Origin of the sequence: Parapedobacter deserti, from assembly GCF_042646065.1 — a bacterium.
GTDB lineage: Bacteria > Bacteroidota > Bacteroidia > Sphingobacteriales > Sphingobacteriaceae > Parapedobacter > Parapedobacter deserti.
In genome coordinates this window covers 311,831-334,589 of sequence record NZ_JBHRTA010000009.1, presented here as the reverse complement: position 1 = coordinate 334,589, position 22,759 = coordinate 311,831, and the positions used below count along the sequence as shown (strand labels likewise).

General features: G+C 48.9%; 20 protein-coding genes. 10 read left to right on the top strand and 10 right to left on the bottom strand.

Annotation, left to right across the window (positions count from 1 at the left end; translation table 11 throughout):
- Positions 1-142: 142 nt before the first annotated feature.
- Positions 143-1,642 carry a RagB/SusD family nutrient uptake outer membrane protein gene (locus ACFOET_RS04825; protein WP_379020138.1) on the bottom strand — a complete coding sequence of 500 codons (1,500 nt, stop codon included), beginning with the start codon at positions 1,640-1,642 and terminating at the stop codon, positions 143-145.
- A 29-nt stretch (positions 1,643-1,671) separates the two neighbouring features.
- Positions 1,672-4,638 (bottom strand): SusC/RagA family TonB-linked outer membrane protein, encoded by a 2,967-nt coding sequence (locus ACFOET_RS04820; protein ID WP_379020136.1) that lies wholly within the window; start codon positions 4,636-4,638, stop codon positions 1,672-1,674.
- A gap of 496 nt (positions 4,639-5,134) precedes the next feature.
- Between ACFOET_RS04820 and ACFOET_RS04815 the strand changes: the two genes are divergently transcribed.
- Complete coding sequence (locus tag ACFOET_RS04815) at positions 5,135-5,407, top strand: LapA family protein (protein WP_379020134.1); 273 nt, start codon at positions 5,135-5,137, stop codon at positions 5,405-5,407.
- Here the strand turns inward: ACFOET_RS04815 and ACFOET_RS04810 are convergent.
- The 5 genes from ACFOET_RS04810 to lepA are packed head-to-tail and all read right to left on the bottom strand — an operon-like array spanning position 5,400 to position 10,301.
- On the bottom strand, positions 5,400-6,671 hold the full coding sequence (locus tag ACFOET_RS04810; protein WP_379020132.1) for a sensor histidine kinase: 1,272 nt from the start codon (positions 6,669-6,671) through the stop codon (positions 5,400-5,402). The genes ACFOET_RS04815 and ACFOET_RS04810 overlap by 8 nt on opposite strands.
- Positions 6,672-7,346, bottom strand: a complete 675-nt coding sequence (locus tag ACFOET_RS04805) for a response regulator transcription factor (RefSeq protein WP_379020130.1) — start codon at positions 7,344-7,346, stop codon at positions 6,672-6,674. It abuts the gene before it with no gap.
- Positions 7,347-7,381: 35 nt separating this feature from the next.
- A complete protein-coding gene (locus ACFOET_RS04800) occupies positions 7,382-7,588 on the bottom strand; it encodes a hypothetical protein (protein WP_379020128.1) in 207 nt (68 codons plus the stop codon).
- A 19-nt stretch (positions 7,589-7,607) separates the two neighbouring features.
- Positions 7,608-8,489, bottom strand: a complete 882-nt coding sequence (locus ACFOET_RS04795) for a bifunctional 5,10-methylenetetrahydrofolate dehydrogenase/5,10-methenyltetrahydrofolate cyclohydrolase (protein ID WP_379020126.1) — start codon at positions 8,487-8,489, stop codon at positions 7,608-7,610.
- A 21-nt stretch (positions 8,490-8,510) separates the two neighbouring features.
- Complete coding sequence (gene lepA, locus ACFOET_RS04790) at positions 8,511-10,301, bottom strand: translation elongation factor 4 (protein ID WP_379020124.1); 1,791 nt, start codon at positions 10,299-10,301, stop codon at positions 8,511-8,513.
- Between the two features lie 200 nt (positions 10,302-10,501).
- Between lepA and ACFOET_RS04785 the strand changes: the two genes are divergently transcribed.
- Positions 10,502-11,485, top strand: a complete 984-nt coding sequence (locus tag ACFOET_RS04785; protein WP_379020122.1) for a GlxA family transcriptional regulator — start codon at positions 10,502-10,504, stop codon at positions 11,483-11,485.
- A 68-nt stretch (positions 11,486-11,553) separates the two neighbouring features.
- A complete protein-coding gene (locus ACFOET_RS04780) occupies positions 11,554-12,102 on the top strand; it encodes a hypothetical protein (RefSeq protein ID WP_379020120.1) in 549 nt (182 codons plus the stop codon).
- 11 nt (positions 12,103-12,113) lie between these two features.
- On the opposite strand, the gene ACFOET_RS04775 is transcribed toward ACFOET_RS04780, so the two are convergent.
- A complete protein-coding gene (locus ACFOET_RS04775; protein ID WP_379020118.1) occupies positions 12,114-13,244 on the bottom strand; it encodes a Gfo/Idh/MocA family protein in 1,131 nt (376 codons plus the stop codon).
- A gap of 111 nt (positions 13,245-13,355) precedes the next feature.
- On the opposite strand from ACFOET_RS04775, the gene ACFOET_RS04770 reads away from it, so the two are divergent.
- The 7 genes from ACFOET_RS04770 (at position 13,356) to ACFOET_RS04740 (ending at position 20,509) form a co-directional block, all read left to right on the top strand.
- On the top strand, positions 13,356-13,901 hold the full coding sequence (locus ACFOET_RS04770) for an OmpA family protein (RefSeq protein WP_379020116.1): 546 nt from the start codon (positions 13,356-13,358) through the stop codon (positions 13,899-13,901).
- 6 nt (positions 13,902-13,907) lie between these two features.
- Positions 13,908-15,086 (top strand): AIR synthase related protein, encoded by a 1,179-nt coding sequence (locus ACFOET_RS04765; RefSeq protein WP_379020114.1) that lies wholly within the window; start codon positions 13,908-13,910, stop codon positions 15,084-15,086.
- A gap of 23 nt (positions 15,087-15,109) precedes the next feature.
- Positions 15,110-15,541, top strand: a complete 432-nt coding sequence (locus tag ACFOET_RS04760; protein ID WP_379020112.1) for an ATP-dependent zinc protease family protein — start codon at positions 15,110-15,112, stop codon at positions 15,539-15,541.
- A gap of 32 nt (positions 15,542-15,573) precedes the next feature.
- The gene (rimK, locus tag ACFOET_RS04755; protein ID WP_379020110.1) at positions 15,574-16,500 is read left to right on the top strand and encodes a 30S ribosomal protein S6--L-glutamate ligase; all 927 of its coding nucleotides are present in this window, start codon (positions 15,574-15,576) and stop codon (positions 16,498-16,500) included.
- A 57-nt stretch (positions 16,501-16,557) separates the two neighbouring features.
- On the top strand, positions 16,558-18,315 hold the full coding sequence (locus tag ACFOET_RS04750) for an aromatic amino acid hydroxylase (protein ID WP_379020108.1): 1,758 nt from the start codon (positions 16,558-16,560) through the stop codon (positions 18,313-18,315).
- Between the two features lie 96 nt (positions 18,316-18,411).
- Positions 18,412-19,248 (top strand): prolipoprotein diacylglyceryl transferase, encoded by an 837-nt coding sequence (gene lgt / locus ACFOET_RS04745; protein WP_379020106.1) that lies wholly within the window; start codon positions 18,412-18,414, stop codon positions 19,246-19,248.
- A 43-nt stretch (positions 19,249-19,291) separates the two neighbouring features.
- Positions 19,292-20,509 (top strand): multidrug effflux MFS transporter, encoded by a 1,218-nt coding sequence (locus tag ACFOET_RS04740; protein WP_379020104.1) that lies wholly within the window; start codon positions 19,292-19,294, stop codon positions 20,507-20,509.
- Here the strand turns inward: ACFOET_RS04740 and aroQ are convergent.
- Together aroQ and ACFOET_RS04730 are read right to left on the bottom strand one after the other, a co-directional pair.
- Positions 20,448-20,870: a type II 3-dehydroquinate dehydratase gene (gene aroQ / locus ACFOET_RS04735; protein ID WP_379020102.1), complete on the bottom strand. Its 423-nt coding sequence runs from the start codon at positions 20,868-20,870 to the stop codon at positions 20,448-20,450. The two genes, ACFOET_RS04740 and aroQ, sit on opposite strands and share 62 nt — an antisense overlap.
- Positions 20,871-20,920: 50 nt before the next feature.
- Positions 20,921-22,570 (bottom strand): gliding motility protein RemB, encoded by a 1,650-nt coding sequence (locus ACFOET_RS04730; RefSeq protein ID WP_379020100.1) that lies wholly within the window; start codon positions 22,568-22,570, stop codon positions 20,921-20,923.
- Between the last annotated feature and the right edge of the window lie 189 nt (positions 22,571-22,759).

The window sequence follows — 22,759 nt, the reverse complement described above, 5'->3', positions numbered from 1 at the left end:
GAAAAAAAGACGGGAGTTGCAAGTTTTTTGATGCGGGTGGCAATAAATCCGAGACGTTATTAATTAAAGTGCCGCCCAATTCTAAAACTGGGCGGCGCTTTAACCTATATAAAAGAAATTCTAAATAATTCTTATGAACAAATTACCAGCCTGGGTTTTGTTGATTGCTGATATTCGGATTCACCGTTTGGTCACGGAGGGGAATCCCCCAAACGAATTTATTGTCACCAGCTTGCTTACTCAACACCTGATAGTTCGGACCGGTTTGTATCGGATCTAAATCTTGAGGGTCTCGGCGGGTAAAGCCTTCGCCCCAACGCTTTAAATCATCCAAACGGAATCCTTCAAACGCTAACTCCTTGAACCGTTCCGTTTTAACAGCATCCATTAATGCCTGCCCGGATAAATTGCCTAAAGCATCGAGACCTCTCGCTTGACGCAAAGTATTCAACGCCGCTAAGCTAGCAGCAGGATCACTTTCAACTGCTGCTTCCGCAACAATAAGGTACAGTTCAGCTACACGGAATACTTTTGGATGATGTTGGTAATTGGTCACAGCACCAGTGAATAACTCCGGGTTTCCAGGATACTTGTTGACCAAGTAAAGATCTGTATAATTTGTTCCTTGGATCAACACGTCCAAATTTTCGAAGTATACCGACTTCCGGTGATCTTCATCATCATAGGCATCAATAACCCACTGCGAAGGGATAAAATCAGGAATAAATTTGTCCTGTCCGGCATTATAACCTAAATAAACACTACCCGTTGTGTTGCCTAGTTCATTTGGAGCGGCCAGGTGCGGTTGAAAGATCACTTCTGTCGCAAGATCACGGTGCCACATATCGGTTAATCCCTCTTGGGTCGTCAACAACGGATAGGTACCGGAATTAATAACGGTTTGCGCGGCCGTCCGTGCTCCCGAAAAGTCTTGCATATACAGTTTTACCCGCGCTTCAAGGGCTAATACCGCATCGCTAGTGAAACGAGTTGCACCTTGCTCGCCTTCCACATTAGCCAATAAGCCCTTGGCTGTTTCTATATCCTGTAAAATCTGAGCATAACATTCTGCCACCGTACTACGGGCTGGTTGTAGCGAAATATCATACGTTAAGACTAATGGAACTCCTAAATCGGAAGATGCAGTCGACGGGTTGTAAGCCTTCGCAAAACGCAACGTCAAATTTAGATAATAAAATGCACGGGCCAAATATGCGTCACCTTTATAGCGATTTAACTCCGCTACTTCATTATCATTCCCTGGAGTAATCTGCTCGAAACCCTCGATCTGATTATTGAGGTTGGCAATCGCACTGTAATATCCGGACCATGTGTCCCTAATGGTATAATCATCAGACAGAAAGCCTTCCCACCTATGCGGATTCCCATTTCGGTTTCCAAAATCCAATGACGCGTTCAGCTGATCTGCTTGGATGTCCGTTGAATACTGGTACAATCCTGAAACACGCCCTCTCAAATAAGCATAAAGTCCATTGTTATGAGTTCTGGCATCCCTAACGCTTTGAAATGATTGCGACTGTTCAATTTCTCCGAAAGGGAATCGATCTAAATCGCCACACGACATAGTCACAAGTACCAAAGCTGTACTTGTCAACACATGTGATATTTTTATTTTCTTCATGATTTCCGTCATTTTTTATATTAAGTTTCCTACAACTGAACCTGTAAACCAAAGGTGTACTGCTTAGTATTTGGATTTACGCCCAATGTCAAATTGGAATCTACCTCCGGGTCCGGACCGGTATATTGCGTCCATGTAAGGAGATTTCGACCTACGAAAAATACTTTTGCTCCGCGCAAAAATCCAGTCCTGTCTAGTAGCGACTTAGGAAAATTGTATCCTAAGGTTACATTTTTTAGACGAGTAAACGATGCGTTTTCAATTAGACGGGAGTCGAATTGAGTGAACTGGACGCCATAACGCGGAAACCTTGCATTGTCTCCCGGATTCTTCCAATAGTCAGCAACCACCCGACTTTGATTATAACCTGCAAATTGATTCGGATTCTCCGTAAAGTACCGGTCATTATTGATCAAATACTTACCAGAGATGAATGCAAAATCAAACCCGAACTCGATCCCTTTGTAATTCGATGTTAATCCGAAACCTCCAGCAACAGGCGGGTACCTTTTCAGTCCTGTATTTTGCTGTAACTCGCCCGCATTAAATGACGTAGTCACATTGTTAGGATCTTTATTCGGCACAACAATCATATCTGGGTCCTCATTAGGCACGTACCATTGCGGATCTCCGTTGTCTGGATTCACTCCAGCCCAAACCGGATAAAAATATCCCCGGGGCTGGCCAACAGCCCAAGAAACGCCCGTATTGGGGATAATCCAATAGTCATTGCCCTGAAAAAGTTCAAGTACCGTCTCTTGATTATAGTTCATGTTAAATCTGGGCGTGACACGTAGATTACCCGTTCTGATAACATCGGCAGAGACATCAATATCAACTCCCCTATTTCTCAATTTGCCAACATTTGACGTAATATCAGCAAAACCAGAGGTATACGGATACGGAACATCCACCAACATGTTATCTGTAATACGGTGATAATATTCAAGCTCAACCGTAGCTAAGTTGAACAGCACCGCCGACACACCAGCAGTACCTTTAAACTGACTTTCCCATGCTAATGCAGGGTTGCCAGGCGCGGAGATACCCCATCCCGTTTGTCCATTATAGATATTAGTACCTATCAAAGCCAAGCTTTCATAGTTTTCGATTTGGGAATTCCCCGACGTACCAACGCTTGCTCGCACATTTAAATCTGTCAACCAATCAAGGTCCCGCAAGAAATTTTCATTTTTGGCTCTCCACAATCCCCCAAGAGACCAGAAGGTCGCATATCTATTATCTCGGCCAAAGCGCGAAGAGGCGTCTTGCCTCACCGTTGCATCAAAAAGGTACTTATCATCAAAGCCATAACTTACGCGGCCAAAAAACGAATTAAACACATACTGCGTACGGGACTGTCCGACGTTTCTATTGTTCGGTCCAGCACTCAATAGCATCAAACGATCGTCGGTATGCCCATTAGACGATGCTGAGAATTCTTGGCGATCATAGTCGATAAACTCATGGCCTCCAAGTAGGGTAAAGCGATGTTTTTCAGCAGCATCAAATGCGTATTCGATCGTATTTGTAATAGTCTTTGATAAATCCCGACGAAGTGATTCTGACGCACTGCCATTATAAAGATTGTTATATGATGCATATGTTCTCCCTGAAGCAGTCAGGTCGAAAAATTCAAGTCCACCTTGCACTTTAAGTGTAAGCCCCTTTAATGGGGTCATTTGGATATAACCAGATGGGTTGAACAGTACCTTTCGCTGGTCCGCGGTAATCATGTCAGCTAAGTACTTTGGATGAAATCTTGCCAAGCCCGGAATTTGCTGTTCATAATACAGGTTGCCGTCTTCGTCGTATGGTGTATAGAACGGCTGGGATAACATCGCTAATCCTCGATTTAACGAATTGGTTCCATAAGGGTTTGTCTGTCGTCCATCTGTTCCTACTGAAAGATTCATCCCAACTTTAATCCAGCTACTAATATCTGTAGCGAGGTTTGAGCGAAGTGTATACCGCTCGAAACCGGAACGGTAGGACAACCCCTCTGAATTTAAGTAACCACCTGAAATATAGTATGTTGTACGATCGCCACCGCCGGTCACCGATAGATCGGTTTGAGAGAAAGGTTGATTGTTTAAGTAATATACATCGAACCACCGCGTATCATGGGGCCAATTTTCTCTCAAGTTATCAACTTGTTCTTGATTACGAAAACCAGTTTCCAGCCAAAAATCAAACAATTCAGGCGATGTAAATACATCCTTAAAATAATCTGTTTGAGCCATCTGCGAAACACCGTACTGCGATTTTAAACTAATACTCGGTGGTGAATTGCGCTTACCCTTTTTAGAAGTCAGATATATTACTCCGTTGGCGGCTCGGGAACCATAAATAGATGTTGCTGAAGCATCTTTTAAAACGGTTACGGACTCGAAATCTTCAGGGTTTAAACTGACTAATGAGTTCGGGTCGATTGGAATACCGTCAAGCACGATCAATGGTGTTGAGCTCGCTCCCAAAGAGCCAGACCCGTGTAAGCGAATGGAGGGCGTTACAGAGGGTTCTCCGTTCGACGAAAATATTTGAACACCGGCAATTTGCCCTTGAAGCGCATCTAGCGCGTTAGCACTCGGCCGGGACTCCAAAACTTGACCGGATATATGCTTAACTGATCCCACAACGTTGGACAACGAACGGGCACTTCCATAACCAACTACGACCACCTCATCAATCGCTGTCGCATCCGTTTCCAATACAACACTGATAGTCGTTCTCGACCCTAACGTTATGGTTTGAGTAACATAACCGAGATACCTAAACTCCAAGGCGGTCACATTGGAGGCCACGTCAAGCGAAAAGGTCCCCAACTCGTCCGTTTGGGTGGCGCGGCCCGTACCCACAGCCAAAACCGACACCCCCGCAATAGGTGCCCCATCCTCAGAGGAAGTCACCCTCCCGCTAATTCTTCGTTCTTGAGCATACGCTGATCCGATCAGCAATATCCCCAGCATTAAGAAACATAGTAATTTTTGTTTCATGTGTTTGTAAATTTGGTTAAAAATTAAAAATAAAAGTGCTCCAAAGACTAACTAGCTACTAGTCTTACCATTAATTGATTGCTAAGATTTTCCTTTCTATTCGCTTGGTCGAACAATAAGCGTATAGCCTCCTAACTGGAAAAAAACGGCAACAGTTGAAATTTCGGTCAGTATAATCTCAAACATAAGCTATACTTTAAATAAGGCGCACCGACTTAAATCACAAAGCAGGATCGGAAATAGTTTCACCTATTCAATCGACAAAAACGACTTATCAATCAAAAAATGCTGAAATAAAATGGCTGATCGAAAAAATCGAATTGTCTGTGTGTTTTAAAAATGTGCTTTTATGTGTGTTGTAATTCTATCGCTGCTTCAAAAATACAATGTTCCACCATATAATCAAATTTTTCTCAAAAAAAGTTAATAAATGTTAAAGGAATTGCTAAGCTATTAATCACGGATTTTACTACTTTCGCTATAAAATTGAACAACCATGAGCGCAAAAACCATTTTCATCATCGTATTGACAATATTAGTCACGGTCATCCTCATGAAAAACATGGATGAAGTCAACTTCTGGATATTCGGTACGCGCACGGTACCTAAGCTGGCCGTTTTGGCTACCATGTTTTTTATAGGCGCTATTGTGGGATACCTACTCGGCAGGCCTAAGAAAAGACGCGATGAAGCGGAGGCACACCTAGCCCATCCTTCTTTCGAGGCGAATAAGCCTTTGGACCAGGCTGATGACGATTACATCAGGTAGGCAACTGAAAATAAAATCGGTGCATACCGCCGTCGTATCGGTACGTCACGCTGGCACGATGGAGCTGTGCAATCGCTTTCACTACAGCTAGCCCAAGCCCGGTAGAAGAAGGCTGGTCCGCCGAACGGTAAAAACGCGTAAACATCTTTTCGGCATCTAACGGTTGCTCGCGGCCCGTATTGGCAATTTCAAATCCGTCGGCCGCCACGACGATACGGATGTTGCCGCCTTCACGATTGTGAACAATCGCATTCTTCAGCAAGTTTGTAATCAGTATATCTGCCAGATCGGCATTGAAGACCCCTGTTAACTTGGCCTTTTCGACCATGGTTAGGCTGATACGCTTGTAACCGATCAACTCGTCGAAGTCCGCTATCTGCTGGGTCAGTCGCTGGTTAAAGTTCACTTCTTCCTCACTGGAGAACTGCTTGTTCTCGATTTTGGAAAGCAGCAACAGCGACTTATTAAGCCTTGTCATCCGTTCCAAATACTGGATTGCATTGGCCAGTAGCTGCTGCGCCCCTCCTTCCTGGCTTTGTTCGAGCAACAGTTCAAGCTTATTGATGGCAATGGCTAGCGGCGTCTGCAGTTCGTGTGAAGCGTTCTCAATGAATTGCTTTTGCTGCTGATAGACCGCAATGTTGGCTTTCAGCAATTCGGCGACGGTCTCATTCATGTCACGGAACTCCGTTACCTTAGTAGGCGGAGGGTTAAATGATTTGTCTTCACCCAGTCGGAAGGCTCGCAACTCGTGCTGCAATTGATAGAAGGGCTTCCAGATCTTTCGGAGCACCCAGTTGTTGATGATAAATGCACTGGCGATCACGGCGAGATAGAGCCACAGCAGCGCATGCAGAAAATCACCTACCAAATCGTCGCCCTCCACCATGGAGGCAATGATCTTGAGTTCATAATATTTTTCCTGAGGAGTGGAAAAATAGGTGGTCAGCATACGCAGTACTTCATAGTCTTCCTCATATTCCATGTACATCGACGTATCCTTGAACTCTTCGCGAGCACGCAAAGCGAGCTCGCGTTCCACGGGCCGTATGGCGTAATTGCTCTCATCAAACCGGCTTTTATTGAGCAACGTGGTGTCCCGGATGGCCTTCTTAATGATTAGCATTTTATAGTTTTCAAGGCCATCGTCGATGCTGTCATACACCTCATCCATCATGCTGAAGTAAAAAACAACAGCCCATATGCTGAGGATGAAGATCAGAGAACCAGAGAGGTACAGCAATGTATGGTTGAGCAGCTTCATCTATACGCTCAACTTATAGCCTACGCCGTATATGGCTTGGATTTCCAAATTGGCGCCGTGATCTTTCAGCTTCTTACGCAGGTTTTTGATTTGTGAATAAATAAAGTCAAAATTGTCGGCATTATCTACATGGTCACCCCAAACATGTTCGGCCAGGGCCGATTTATAGATCAGTCGGTTTTTGTTGACCACAAAAAAGGCAAGGATATCAAACTCCTTTCGGTTCAGGTGAATGTCGGTGCCGTCGACGCGGAGCACCCGTCCGTCGAAATCTAGCTCCATATTATTCAGCTTCACCACATCGCGGCCGTCCAGCGCATTTCTGCGTAGCACAGCTTTGATGCGTGCGTTTAATTCCGCAAGGTGAAACGGTTTGGTCAGGTAGTCGTCGGCACCCAGGGACAGCCCCTCGAGTTTGTCATCCAAGGAGTCCTTGGCTGATATGATGATGACATTTTCGCGCTTTTGCTTCGCTTTCAACTCCCTGAGCACATCGAACCCGCTCCCATCGGGCAGCGCTACATCGAGCAAGATGCAGTCGTAATCGTATAGGGAGATTTTTTCCATGGCCGAGCGAAAATCAGCTGCGGACTCCACAATGTATTGTTCTTTGTATAAAAACTGAATAATATTATCCCGCAGCCCTTCCTCATCTTCAATTATCAGTACCTTCATGGAAAAACAGCGTTACGCACAAAGATACACGCCGGTCAGTTGCTCGCTCCGTCTTTCGTTGTGTCACGGTCATGATTGTGGTCGTGATTGTGGTCATGATTGTGGTCATGATCGTGGCCGTGGTCATGGTTATGTTCATGCTCATGCTCATGGTGGTCATGATCGTTCCCCGATTGGTTGCTATTACATGCTGCCAACGCCAATGCGCCTGCAAATAACGCCGCTAATGCTACTTTCTTCATAATTATGATGTTTTAAAATTTATTTATATATACTATGTTTGGCGGCTTCGAGTGTATTCTTCAACAGACCGACAATGGTCATCAGCCCTACTCCGCCCGGTACCGGAGTGATCCAGGACGCTTTAGGTGCGACCTGCTCAAAGTCAACATCCCCATATAGCCGATATCCCGATTTGGTTTCGTCGCTCACCTCGCGGTTGATGCCCACATCGATTACGATGGCGCCATCCTTTACCATATCTGCAGTAATAAAGTGCTTTTTCCCGATGGCGGCTACGACAATGTCGGCGCGTCGCACTTCGTTTTCGATGTCTTTTGTCCGGCTGTGTGTAAGGGTCACTGTACAGTTTCCTGGATTGCTATTTCGGGCAAGCAGAATACTCATCGGACTCCCGACGATATTACTCCGCCCAACAACCACCGCATGCATACCCGCGGTGTCAATACCGTAATACTCAAGCATCAACATAATGCCATAGGGAGTGGCCGGAATAAAGCAGGGCAGGTTGCGTTGCATGCGCCCTAAGTTTACGGGGTGAAATCCGTCCACATCTTTCCGGTGGTCGATTGCTTCTGTTACACGCTCTGGATTGATGTGCTTCGGCAATGGCAACTGTACAATTAAACCATCTACCGTCGGGTCGGCGTTAAGTTCATCGATTTTGGCAAGCAACGCCTCTTCCGAAATATCAACATCATAGTGGATGTTCGTAGATTCAAAACCCACCAATTCGCAGTTACGCATCTTGCTTGCCACATAGGTCTCGCTAGCCCCGTCGTTGCCAACAAGGATAGCCACCAGGTGGGGTCGCCGTCCGGTTGAAGCCAAAAAAGTTGCGGACTCTTGCTTAATGTTCTCTCTGATTTTTGCCGATACGTGTTTTCCGTCCAGTAAATTCATTTGTTTCTCACGTCTACGTTGTTAATCCAGTTTCAGCACCGCCATGAAAGCCGATTGCGGAATTTCCACATTTCCTACTTGCCGCATGCGCTTCTTTCCTTTTTTCTGCTTTTCCAACAGTTTGCGTTTACGGGAAATGTCCCCGCCATAACACTTAGCCGTCACGTCTTTGCGCAATGCCCTGATATTTTCCCGGGCAATGATCTTAGCGCCGATTGAGGCTTGTATGGCGATTTCAAACTGTTGCCGCGGCAACAATTCCTTTAGTTTTTCACAGATTTTTTTTCCAAAATCATAAGCATTGCTGCGATGGATGAGCGACGATAATGCGTCCACCGGTTCGCCGTTCAGGCGGATATCCAGCTTTACCAGATCTGATTGCCGGTACCCGATCTGCTGGTAGTCGAACGAGGCATAGCCCTTGGATATGGTCTTCAGCTTGTCGTAAAAGTCAAAAACGATTTCGCCCATCGGCATTTCGAACACCAGTTCGACGCGGTCTGCCGTAAGGTATGACTGGTTGATGAGCATGCCACGCTTCTGGATACAAAGCGACATCACAGGGCCTACAAACTCAACCTTGGTGATGATATTGGCTTTGATGTAAGGCTCTTCCACAAAATCCAGCTTGCTGGGATCGGGCAGGTCCGATGGATTATGTACCACAATCTCCTCACGGTCCTTGATGAGGAAAGCACGGTAAGACACGTTCGGCACGGTGGTGATCACCGTCATGTCAAACTCCCTTTCCAAGCGCTCCTGAATGATTTCCATGTGCAGCATTCCGAGGAAGCCACAGCGGAAACCGAATCCCAATGCCGCCGAAGATTCCGGCTCGAAGACCAGCGAGGCATCGTTGAGTTGCAAGCGGTGCATACTTTCACGCAGTTCCTCGAAATCCTCAGTATCCACTGGATAGATACCAGCAAACACCATTGGCTTCACTTCCTCGAAGCCCTTGATGGCCACCTTGTTTGGCCTGGCCACATGAGTGATTGTATCCCCTACTTTTACTTCACGGGCTTCCTTAATGCCGGAGATAATGTAGCCCACGTCGCCGGTACGTATCACCTCCTTGGGAACCTGATTGAGTCGCAGCGTCCCGATTTCATCGGCAGTGTATTCCCGGCCAGTAGCCATGAATTTAACTTTGTCGCCTTTACGAATCTCGCCATTTTCCACTTTGAAATAGGCCATTATGCCTCGGAAGGAGTTATACACCGAATCGAAAATCAGCGCCTGCAAGGGAGCCTCCGGATCGCCGACCGGCGCCGGAATACGGTTAACGATCGCTTCGAGAATATCCTGTACCCCCAATCCGGTTTTGCCTGAAGCCGGTATGATGTCTTCACGTTTGCCGCCGATAAGGTCTACGATCTGGTCTTTCACTTCTTCGGGCATCGCTCCCGGCAGGTCCATTTTATTCAACACCGGTATAATCTCTAAGTCGTGCTCCAAAGCAAGATACAAGTTAGAGATCGTTTGCGCCTGGATCCCTTGAGAGGCATCAACAATAAGCAGCGCTCCCTCACACGCCGCAATGGAACGCGACACCTCATAGGAAAAGTCCACGTGTCCGGGGGTATCAATGAGGTTAAGTGTGTATTCCTGACCATCTTTCAGGTAATTCATCTGAATTGCGTGGCTCTTGATCGTGATGCCCCGTTCGCGCTCCAGGTCCATATCGTCCAGCAGCTGCGCCTGGGCTTCACGGGCTGTGATCGTATTGGTATATTCCAACAGCCTGTCTGCCAAGGTACTTTTCCCGTGATCAATGTGCGCTATAATGCAAAAATTGCGGATATGCTTCATACAAATCGACTTCAATCGGCAAAGATAGTTTTTTGGCAGAATATTTCGCGGTGCGATGATGATTGCTTCGCAATTCTCCTACAAAAAGAAAACGAAATGCGCTGCGTGACATTAAACCGTCATTTCTCAAGACATTTCATATCATTTGAATTAATAAACAAAAGCTTCATATATTTGTTGTGAACAACGATGCGACTACCATGCAATTATCCATCATACTGACCAGCAAATACCGGTTGCTTAGCGTTGCCGCAATTGTGGATGTTTTTGAAACTGCAAATCGCTTACTGCGGGATGACGGCAAACCGGAACTGTTCCAGCTTACGTTCGTCGGGCCCACCGCGACCAAGCTGCTGCCCGAGGGCGTCAACCACCTGCCTTACCGGCCGTTCAATAGCGACCAGCAATACGACTTGATTTTTGTTCCGGCTTTCGGATCGGTAGATTTGGTCAAGACCCTGGAAGAAAACAGCTGTTTCATTCCTTGGCTTCACCAGCAATACACAGCGGGCGCCATACTGGCGAGCAACTGCACCGGTGCCTTCCTCTTGGCCGCCTCGGGCTTGCTTGATGGGCGGAAAGCGACCACGCATGTGGATGCCGCCGATAAGCTGGTCGCATGCTTCCCAAAAATCAGGCTTCAACAGGATGCCGTAGTGACGCATGATGCCAATATCTATACAAGCGGTGGTGCCACGAGCGGATTCCACCTGAAATTGGCACTGATACAAAAATATTGCGGACGCGATATGGCAATCCGTATAGCTAAAAAATTCTCCATTGACATGGACCGTGAAAACCAGGCATACTTCGGCCACTTTGCCCCCATTGAAGCACACGCTGACGAATTGGTCATGCGCGTGCAGCACAAGATCAAAAGCCAGTTTCCCGAAATCAGGAGCATCGAGGAGGCCATTGCCGACATCCCGGCGAGCCGGCGGAACTTGGTGCGCCGCTTTAAGCAAGCAACCGGGCTGACACCTATTCGATATTTACAGAAAACCAAAATTGAGGCAGCTAAAAAGCTATTGGAAAACACCGAAAAAGGTTTGTTTGAGATCATGCTTTGCGCCGGTTATAACGACATGAAGAATTTCCGGCAGCTGTTCAAGGAAAACACGGGAATGACACCAAAAGCATACCGCAATAAGTTTGCCATGCGGTTCGACCCGATTATCAGCTAAGCAAAACCGATGCGTGGAGAATACCGTTGCTTCACAACATCCGCGGCATACACAAACAAATTAACACTATGTTGCTCAATAAAATAACTTACTGTGTTCTCGCCGGCCTACTATGGGCACTTTGTGCCCCCGCCCAACCCACACCCGGTAAGGAGAAAATCGTCATCAGCTTTCCGACAGAATACCGGTGGAAAAGCAAAAAGATACCAAAAGATACCAAGGGCATACGGAGCACGGAATATACCGTGAGAGGCAAAGATTCGGAGCGTGCGCCAGTGAAAAGCATTACGACGACCACCATAGACCGGCGCTACTACCCGATGAAGGCCGATGGGATGCCCGCCGAAAAGTGGGAGTATGAGAAAGCAGCCTGCCCCGGGGCCACGCTCGACATCGTCGATAGAAAAATGGCCGAAGGCCGGACGACCATTCTATATGCGATCAAATCCACGAAGTTCCCTGCCAGCGGTGACTGCGGATCGGCGACCTTGCTCACCTATATCGCCGAAGGACCCACGGCGTTCCATACTGTCGAATTGGCTATCCCCGAGGAACAGCTCACCCCCGCACTATACCGACAGTGGTGCGATGCATTGCTGAAAAGCCGAATTGAATAATTCAAGAGCCGCTATAGTACCACCCGTTTCCCCTGCTTCGCAGACATTCGCGCGGCTTCGAGGATTTCTACCACGATCAGGTTATTCGCGAGGGAAGACAGGTCGTCTTGCCCGGTTATCTTGCCGGCCAACAATGCCTCTAAGTAAGCGATATGATCACTGAAATACCCAGCTTCTAACGGAACATCGGCCGGCCTCGCCGGGTTTGCATAGCGGACCAGTGTATGGGAGTCTACCGCGTGCAGGGAAGCATCGCCTCCATATATATGAATGTCTTTGATGCTGTAAGGCCAGTCCCATGAGGCCTGGATAATGCCGGTCACTCCCCCTTCGTATTCTAATAGTATGGTCGCATCATCGTCAACCAACGGATAAATAGCAGGCTTCAACTGCCGGGTGACGGCTGTTACGGCCACGGGCCGCTCGCCCCTCATCAACCACGTCATCAGGTTTGCCCCGTAACAGCCGAAGTCAACCAATGCCCCACCGCCATTTTTTTCAGGATCGGTCAGCCAGCTTAGAAAAGCTTCGCTGCAGCCGATCTCCTTGGGTCCCTGATGCCCGTCCTTTACCGCGATTTTTGCCAACCTGCCAATGTTTCCGGCTTCCATCAGTTCTTTCAACGCTTGGTTACTCGCATACCAAGTGGTTTCGTAGTTGGTCAAAACGGGCGTATTGTATTGGTCAGCAAGCTGCGCAATCCGCTTCGCCTGTGCATTGGTTGTCGCCAATGGCTTTTCCACCATGAGCGGTATCCTCAGTGGCAGGCAGACCTCTGCCACATCGATATGCTCAGAAATCGCGTTATACGCTAACACCGCGTCAGGCTGGGTGTGCGCTAACATCTCGTCAACCGTCTCAAAAAATAACGAATCGGGCAGCTTATAGCTCGCCTGATAGCGGCGCACCAGTTCAACATCGGCCTCCGCTATCCCAATGACATCGACGCGCTGCCGCTGGTAGGCGTGAAGCAGGGTATGCACATGATCGTGGCTCAATCCAGCTACTGCAACCTTCAGGCGGGTCTGCGCGAAAACATCGGAAGATACTAATAAGACAAAGAATAAATACAAGGCAGCAAAACGATGGCTTGGCACCATCATTGTATTTCTCGGGTAGCTCATCATAATACGCGTCAGCATGTAGAAAACAATTAAGCACCAAGTATATGTAAAAAATTTAACATGTGGCTAACCCTTTCCTGTTAGATTAACAGATATTTTCCTATGTTTACACCAACAAAGTTATCTTGCATGAAAACTGTAAACAATTGTGTATTAATGGCCTTTATCGGCGCAATAGCGCTCTCCTATCAGAGCTGCAAGCCAAAACAGGTCGTACTCCAGCCTGCTGCAGAGGTTGTCGAACGGGAAACGCCCGAAGAGCGGATCGTTACAGAAACGCCAAAACAGCAACCCCAGGAGGCTCCTACCCAGCGCGATCCGGTAGCGGCGGAACCGCCGAATTACAATTTCAAGAACATTCAGTTTGAATTTGATTCGTCCGTCCTGAAAACGGAATCGTATGCCATTCTCGACCAGATAGCGCGGGAAATACAAAAGGATCCATCCGCCAGATTCATTGTCAACGGTCATGCCTCTATAGAGGGTACAGCGGAGTACAACATGGAATTGTCCATAGACCGGGCTAACGCTGTGAAGCTTTACCTGGTCAACTTCGGCGTACGGGGAGATAACCTAACGGTTAGAGGACATGGCGCAACGAAGCCTGTGGCAACAAACGACACCGAAGCAGGACGGGCGCTCAACCGCCGGGTGGAAATAAAGCTTGTTGATTAATAGAAGATGGCAGATTTGAAGTACAACCAGCGAGGGGTATCCGCTGGTAAGGAAGACGTGCATAATGCCATCAAGGACATCGACAAAGGATTATTCCCAAAAGCTTTCTGTAAGATTGTGCCCGATATATTAGGCGGCGATGACACGTCTTGCAACATCATGCATGCTGATGGGGCTGGCACAAAATCATCGCTGGCTTATGCTTACTGGAAGGAAACCGGCGACATGTCCGTCTGGCGAGGTATAGCCCAAGATGCCATTATCATGAATGTCGATGATCTGCTCTGTGTAGGCGCAACAGATAAAATTCTGCTGTCCTCCACCATCGGGCGCAACAGAAACGTCATTCCTGGGGATGTCATTGCCGAAATCATCAACGGTACAGAGGAAATCCTTGCCGAGCTACGCGGGCTCGGTATAGGCATCCATTCCACGGGTGGCGAAACCGCGGATGTAGGGGACCTCGTCCGTACAATCATCGTGGACAGCACGGTCACCTGCCGAATGAAGCGGGAGGACGTGATTTCCAACCACCGGATACAGGCGGGCGATGTCGTCGTCGGCCTGGCATCGTACGGCCAGGCCAGTTACGAACGCGAGTACAATGGCGGCATGGGCTCAAATGGCTTGACCTCCGCAAGGCATGATGTGTTTCACAAATCCATTGCCGAGAAGTTTCCGGAAACCTACGATCCCGCGGTACCCTATGAGCTGGTCTTCGCAGGTTCAAGGGGGTTGACCGACAGCATCAATATTCCCGGCCACGGCACAGTCACCGCCGGCAAGCTCGTTTTGTCCCCTACACGCACGTACGCCCCCGTGATCAAGCAGGTGCTCGACCGCTACCGTCCGCAGATACATGGGATGGTGCATTGCAGCGGCGGCGCACAGACTAAAGTGCTGCACTTCATTGACGATCTGCATGTCGTCAAAAACAACCTGTTTGACGTGCCCCCGCTGTTCAAACTGATCCAGAGCGAGTCTGGCACTGATTGGCAGGAAATGTACAAGGTGTTCAATATGGGCCACCGCATGGAGTTGTATGTACCGCCCGCAATTGCCGATGACATTATCGGCATTTCAGGGCAGTTCGGCATCGCTGCGCAGGTCATCGGCTATGTTGAGCCTGCAGCTGTTAGACAGGTGACGGTCAAATCCCCCTTTGGCGAGTACATATACTATTAACTGTTTGCCATATCCAATAAACCATGTCCAAGACAGCTCTGAAGACCATCGGCTGGAAAGAAACCGTAGCCTTGCCCGATTTAGCGCTGCAACGTATCCCGGCTAAGGTCGATACCGGCGCCAAGACATCCGTACTGCATTGCAGCCATATCAAGTTGGTAAAAAAGGGGCGGAAGCAATATGTAGAATTCCGCCCGCTGGATGAACGCTACGGACAAGGCGACAAAATATTCGTACTTCCCTTCCATAGGGAACGGAAAATCAAGAACTCTTTCGGTCAGGAAGAAAACCGCTATGTCATCAACACAACCATAACGATGTTCAATGAAACCTATTCCATTGAACTTTCCCTGCGCGACCGCTCAGGCATGGAGTTTCCCATGTTGCTGGGACGCACATTCATCCGCAAAAAATTTCTCGTCGACGTTTCCCGGGCAAACCTTTCCCGTAGATAGGTGTTTCTATTCAGTTAAGTTATTCAGCACACGTGAAGATTGCAGTATTATCAACAATCAAAAACCTATACTCCACACGGCGTTTGGTGGAGGCCGCACAGCGGCGCAGCCATGAATGTGTGGTCATAGACCACAGCCAATGCTATGTGGGCATCCGGCAGGGCAAACCCAGCATACATTACAAGGGGCAGGATTTGTCGGGTATTGACGCCATCATCCCACGTATCGGGGCCTCAGTGACCTTTTACGGGTCGGCTATTGTTCGTCAGTTCGAGGTAATGGGCGTTATCTCCGCCAATCCAAGCCAAGCTATTACCCGCTCGCGGGACAAGCTGCGCTGCATGCAGATACTCTCCGGAGCTGGTATCGGAATGCCAATCACTGGCTTTGCCCGGCGAACGCATGATGTCGACGACCTGATCAAGATGGTGGGTGGCCCGCCACTGGTCATCAAACTGCTGGAAGGCACACAGGGTATCGGGGTCGTCCTGGCCGAAACCAAAAAGGCAGCATCATCCGTTATCGAAGCATTTTATGGCCTAGGCAACAACATTCTCATACAGGAATACATCAAAGAGTCAAAAGGGACAGACATTCGAGCTTTCGTAGTAGACGGCAAGGTGGTCGGAGCAATGAAACGGACTGCAAAGGAAGGCGAATTCCGATCCAACCTCCACCGGGGCGGCACCGCCGAGTTGATCAAACTTAACAAAGCGGAACGGGAAACTGCCATCCGCGCCGCTCAGGAACTGGGACTCACCGTCTGCGGGGTAGACATGATACCTTCAGACCGCGGGCCGCTCGTGCTGGAAGTCAACTCCTCGCCCGGACTTGAAGGCATCGAAAAAGCGACCAACAAGGACATCGCAGGCGAAGTCATCGCCTTCGTCGAAAAGCAATACACACTGAAACAACAGACCAAAAAAGAACGCAAGGTGAAAGCAGGGCCAAAGCTGTAACTGACTCCGCAGATTCCTAATAATTCTGCTATATTTGCGCTAACACCAGTTAGCACCATGAATACGTATAACAATCCTGTCCTTGAACGGTTGCCGCGCCATTTGCGACAATACATCGTTGCGCAGCACTATGAGCGGTATACCCCCATCGACCAGGCCGTGTGGCGGTATGTGATGCGGCAGAATTACAGCTACCTTAAAGACGTCGCTTATTATCCCTATATCCCTGGGCTGCGGGCTGCCGGGCTTACGATTGAGCACATACCGGATCTGCAGGAGATGAATGACAACCTCAAAAAAATCGGGTGGGGTGCAGCCACCGTTGATGGCTTCATTCCTCCTGTCGCGTTTATGGAGTTCCAGGCGCACCGCGTGTTGGTGATCGCTGCGGACATCCGGCAGCTCGAACACATCGCGTACACGCCGGCCCCCGATATCATCCATGAGTCCAGCGGGCATGCACCCATCATCGCCGAACCGGAATATGCCGAATACCTGCGCTACTTCGGCGAAATCGGAAGCAAAGCCATGTTCTCCTATATGGACTTCGAACAATACGAGGCCATACGTATGCTTTCCATCCTGAAAGAACGCCATGATGCGACACCCGCCGAAATTGCGCAAGCCGAAGAGCGATTGGAATATGTGCAGGCCAACATGGGCCAACCTTCCGAGATGGCATTGCTCAGCCGGCTCCATTGGTGGACCGTAGAGTACGGCTTGATCGGAAGCCTTGACAACCCCAAAATATACGGTGCCGGCTTGCTCTCGTCTATTGGAGAAAGTGCGTCCTGCATGAAGCCGGATGTACCTAAGCTACCCTACTCATCTGAAACGGTTAATTACGCGTATGATATCACCAAACCCCAGCCCCAACTATTTGTTACGCCGACGTTCGAACATTTGCTGAATGTGCTTGAACAATTCGCCGACACCATGGCTTTCCGCGTCGGTGGCAAAGAAAGCTTAGACAAGGCTATTGAATGCCGGAATGTGTGTACGGCAGTCTATAGTTCGGGCTTACAGGTGTCCGGCACGTTTACAGCCACTGGAGGGGACGGATTGAACTACCTGCAAACACATGGGCCGACCGCTCTTGCGGCAGACGGTGTCCAGTTGGATGGACACGGCAAGACCGTCCACAGCGAAGGATTCGGGTCACCCGTAGGCAAACTTGCAGACTACAAAAAAGCCCTCGAAGATTTTTCTGACAGCGAGCTGCAGCACGTCGGGATCGTGTTGGATAAGCATGTTGAATTGCGGTTCGATTCCGGCATTGCGGTGACCGGGATAGTGACCGACATACGGCGCAAACATGGCAAAATTGTATTGATTTCATTCTCAAATGGGGAGGTAAAAAACCGCCATAGCGGAAAAATATACTTCAGGCCCGAATGGGGCAGTTATGACATGGCCGTCGGCGAAAAAATAGTTTCGGTCTTTTGCGGTGCTGCGGATAAAGACGCATTTGAGCAGGTGGCATTGCTCTCGAAAGAATATACTCACAAACCGGAATATAACCTCAATGTTCGGCAGCTTCACCATCTTTATGCCACCGTCCGCCAGGTTCGCGAAACCGGGAAAGACATAGATAGCCTATCCGCCGTGTGGGAGATAATTAAGACGAGGCATACTAATGATTGGCTCTGTGGACTGGAGCTGCTTGAGGTGCTAAGGCATCACGGCGCCGATGGGGTCGCCGTAGAAATCGAGCAATGGCTTGAAACGAAAGTTGCTTTGCAGCCCGAATTGACGAAGCTGATCCATGACGGGCTCAAGCTGGTGGCAAATCCCGCCATCGAACTGAAAATCTGATAGCGCAGAGATCCGCAAAATGCAAATCAACGGAGCACCGGGCCAGCGAATAAACAAATAAAACACTATATTTACCGCCCTAAACGGATCATAACCATGATAGACAGCATATTGGGAGCCATCCATTGGAATGTCAGTCCCGAAATATTCAGTATCGGAAGCTTTGAAGTCCGGTACTACACCATGTGTTTCCTATTAGCCTTTATCTGTAGCTACGTGCTGATGCTTCGTATTTTTAAGCGCGAAAACAAACCGCAGGAACTACTCGACCAATTCAGCATCTATATATTTGTCGGCACCTTGTTGGGCGCACGCTTAGGCCATTGCCTGTTTTACGAATTTGACTACTATAAAAACCACCCGTTGGAAATGATCCTGCCTTTTACTTTTGTGAATGGCAAGTTTACACTTACCGGGTTCCATGGATTGGCAAGCCATGGCGGAGCTGCCGGTATCCTGGTGGGCATTTTTCTCTTTTGCCGAAAGACGAAAACCGATTTCCTGTGGATTACAGACCGGCTGGTCATTGTCATTCCATTGGCTGGGGCTTTTGTCCGCATCGGCAACTTCTTCAACTCTGAAATTATTGGTCTCCCGACCGATCTGCCCTGGGCCGTAGTTTTCGAGCGAATTGATGCCGTGCCCCGTCATCCGGCACAATTGTACGAAGCCCTCGCATACGTGATGATATTTATCATCCTATGGAACCTCTACCACCGCAAACCCCTGTTAAAACCGGGGTTTATATTCGGTCTCTTCCTCATCTTGCTTTTTGGCGCACGGTTCGGGCTGGAGTTTTTCAAGGAAAATCAAGAAGCCTTCGAAGATAACATGAAATATAACATGGGACAATTGCTAAGCCTGCCATTTATTGCAATGGGTGTTTACCTGCTACTCAGGCCATATAAAGGACAGCCCGTCAAGCGGAAGTAAGGCATTAGCAGAATACGGAAATAAGCGCTAACTTTGCTGTTTGATGGCATCCGCAAAGCAGCATCGCTTTTTTATCTTTGTGGTCCTTGGCTTATTGTCGGCCATTGGACCGTTTTCCATCGATATGTACCTGCCCGGTTTTGACGCGATAGCGGCTAGCCTCCACACCTCGGTTGCCCATATCCAGCTTTCGCTCACCTCCTTTTTTATTGGCATCGCTTCCGGCCAGATCATATACGGGCCGCTGCTCGACCGCTTCGGCCGTAAGCCCCCACTCGTCGTCGGGCTGGCCATTTACATCGCTGCATCTGCCGGCTGCGCGTTAACCAATGCCGCCGACAACCTGATCTTATATCGCTTCGTACAGGCGTTGGGTAGCTGCGGAGGCATGGTCGCTTCACGGGCCATGGTGCGGGACTTTTTCGGCCCCACTGAAAGCGCCAGAATATTTTCACTCCTGATGCTGATCATTGGTATTTCGCCCATATTGGCACCCACCGTGGGAAGCTTCGTGATGGCGCACTGGGACTGGCATGGCATATTCTTGATATTGGCCGTGATGGCTACTGGCATTTTGCTGATTGTCATTTTTTTCCTGCCGGAGAGCAAGGGTTCCAACCCCGGAATATCACTGATGCCAAAGCCCGTCGTCCAATCGTACTGGCAGGTGTTCCGCAACCGGCAGTTTTACTCCTATGCTTTTGCAGGCGGTCTGGCATCATCCGGCCTTTACGCTTATCTTGCAGGGTCGCCCTACGTCATGATGACCTTATACGGGTTGGATGAAAAACAGTATGGACTGGTATTCGCCCTCATTGCATCGGCGCTGATTGCCGCCAGCCAGCTGAACCGGTACCTGCTTCGCACCCTACGCAGCGAAAAAGTAGCGAAAACGGCGTTGCTCATCCAATCATCCATCGGCGTGGCATTAGCCGCGTTATCCGTCACTGGGTTGATAAACCTGTATGTGATGGTGGCCTTGATCTTTTTATTTCTCGGTTCTCAGGGCTTCGTTTTTCCCAACACCTCTGCTTTGGCACTCGCGCCATTCAGCAGGTTGGCGGGCAGTGCCTCAGCACTGCTGGGCAGCCTACAGATGGGGTGCGGCGCTGTGACGTCTGCCTTGGTAAGCTATTTGCATAATGGTACGGCCGTACCGATGACCGGGATGATGGCGGGGTGCGCCTCCCTTAGCCTGCTTATTCTGCTATTAGGCTCTCCACGGCCAGCCGGTAGCCATCCAGGCCAAAGCCGCAGATGACACCCTTACAGTTTTTAGCGAGGTAGGAATGGTGCCGGAACGGCTCCCGGGCGTACACATTTGAGATATGAACCTCCACCACAGGTACCGGCACCGCTGCGATCGCATCGGCAATAGCCAGCGAGGTGTGCGTATACGCCCCGGCATTCAGAACGACACCCGTTGCGGAAAAACCGACCTCATGGAGCTTATCTACGATGGCACCTTCATGGTTGCTTTGAAAGTACGACAATTCCAGCGTCGGATACGAAGACTTAAGTGATTCAAAGTAGGCGGGAAAATCCTGTTCGCCGTATATACTTTTTTCCCGCACACCCAACAAGTTGAGGTTAGGGCCGTTGATGATAATAACATTGTTCATAAGCAGCAAACTTAGCAAACAATCCAGTCGATTCAAAGTGGGCAACCCAACTAAAAATCATAATAAAAATTGCGGAATGATCCTCGAACGCCCATGGTCAGCATGCCGGTCTGATGATGCTTACCTTGTTCGGGGATACCGTGCCGCCGGTATACCGCTCCCACCTCGAGCCGTAGGTTATATCTCGGGTTGAACAAGTAGGATATCCGCCCATCTGCATACAACAGGTTGTTGTTTATGCCCTGCCCAATATGGTTTCCATAAACACGCAGGTGGCTGCTGTAAGGCTTGAAAATATCATGCCCGAAGTTCGTTGAGGCGTCCGGGTCAGTTCCAAACTGTCCCCAGGTGCCTTGGAAGGAGAAGTCAAACCGTCGGTAGGAATAATTCAATATTCCGACCAACTCCCTGAAATTGGCACCCCACGGATGGGCCAATGGCTGCCCGTAATTGCTGTAATTACTGACCGGGTCGAAATGCGCATAAGTGTAAGGTCGTGCCATGTTGTATTCCGCTAAAAAATTCAGATCCTTGATCCCGAAGGCGTCGTATCCACGGAAACCAAGCTGTGCAGCCCATTTGTTGTTGACGTGGCCATTGCCAGCGAAAAACTCTTTGGCGGTAAACTCACCCAGCATAAACTGCCCATATACGGTCAGATTCCGAAGCGCTTTGTACTTGGAAGTGAGCCCAAGGTGCATCTTGTCCGGCGACGAGGTATTGGTCAGCTCCACCGGCCGCATGGAAATAATGGGATTGAAGTAATTAAAATCAAATCCCCGCCGTCCAGCGGCATTCTTTGCCCCCCACACCACCGATTGGAACAATCCGATAGACAGCCGGTTGTCTACATTCCAATCCAGGTATTGAAATGCGCCCCATTTCCAGTTGTCTCCCGCCCGCTGTACCGAATCGACCGAACGGGGATGCATCGGGTCAAGCATATACGCCCACATACTCATGTATTGCACATTACCCAGTTTACCGGTCAACTTCAACGCGGTATAGTTTGACGAAATATCCGACAGCAGCATCGAGCGGTAACCATCGCCGATAAATTGCTTGTCGTAAGCCAGCGTCACGTTGAGGTATCTGTTAGCTGTATAAGACAGTACCGCCGACCCATACATCCAGTCCTTTTTACGGGGATTGTCGTACATCGTCTTGCCGTATCCCTGTCCGGGCGTCACGGTGCTTTCGAAGATATAGCGGTCCAGGTAATCCGGGAACACGGCCTGGTTCTCGAAAAAATTCACATACAGCGAAAACTTGTCTTCGATGGTAACCCCCGCCTGCGCACCCCGCGTATTCAGCCATGTAGTACGCCCGCCGCCGGCAAAGTCACGCCCGACCTGGAAATCCGGAAGAAAGTCCAGGTAAAACGTATGGTCTTCCTTTTTTACTTCGACCAGGTGCTCGTTAAAAAGCTTGCGTCCCCACCACGAGGCCCGTCCGGTCACCCCAAGCTGCATCAACGTGTCGTACCGCGACTGCAACGCGCTGTCGATAATGAAAGGCTTGATCGATGTATGAAGGCGCGTATCCGGATCATACAGCACATTGCTGAGTTTCTGGTAAAACTGGAAGGAATACGGTTGGTATGTCGACTGGGCGTTTACCCGGTCCACGTAGCCGCCCGACAGCGCGATAAGCAAGGCCGGAAGGATACAGCGGCGGTATAAACGTAAACGTTTAATCATGGCAAAAAAATCAGTCAGCAAAGATAACATTGCCTACCAAGAATCAAGCCATCTTGTCAATTAAAAACGATAGAAGCCGCCAGTCACGCTCGTTCGGGGCTGACAACGAAACCGGATGCTAAAACGACTTTGCATATTCGAAATAAAATATTTTTTTGCATATTGCACACGATAGCATGTAAATAAAAC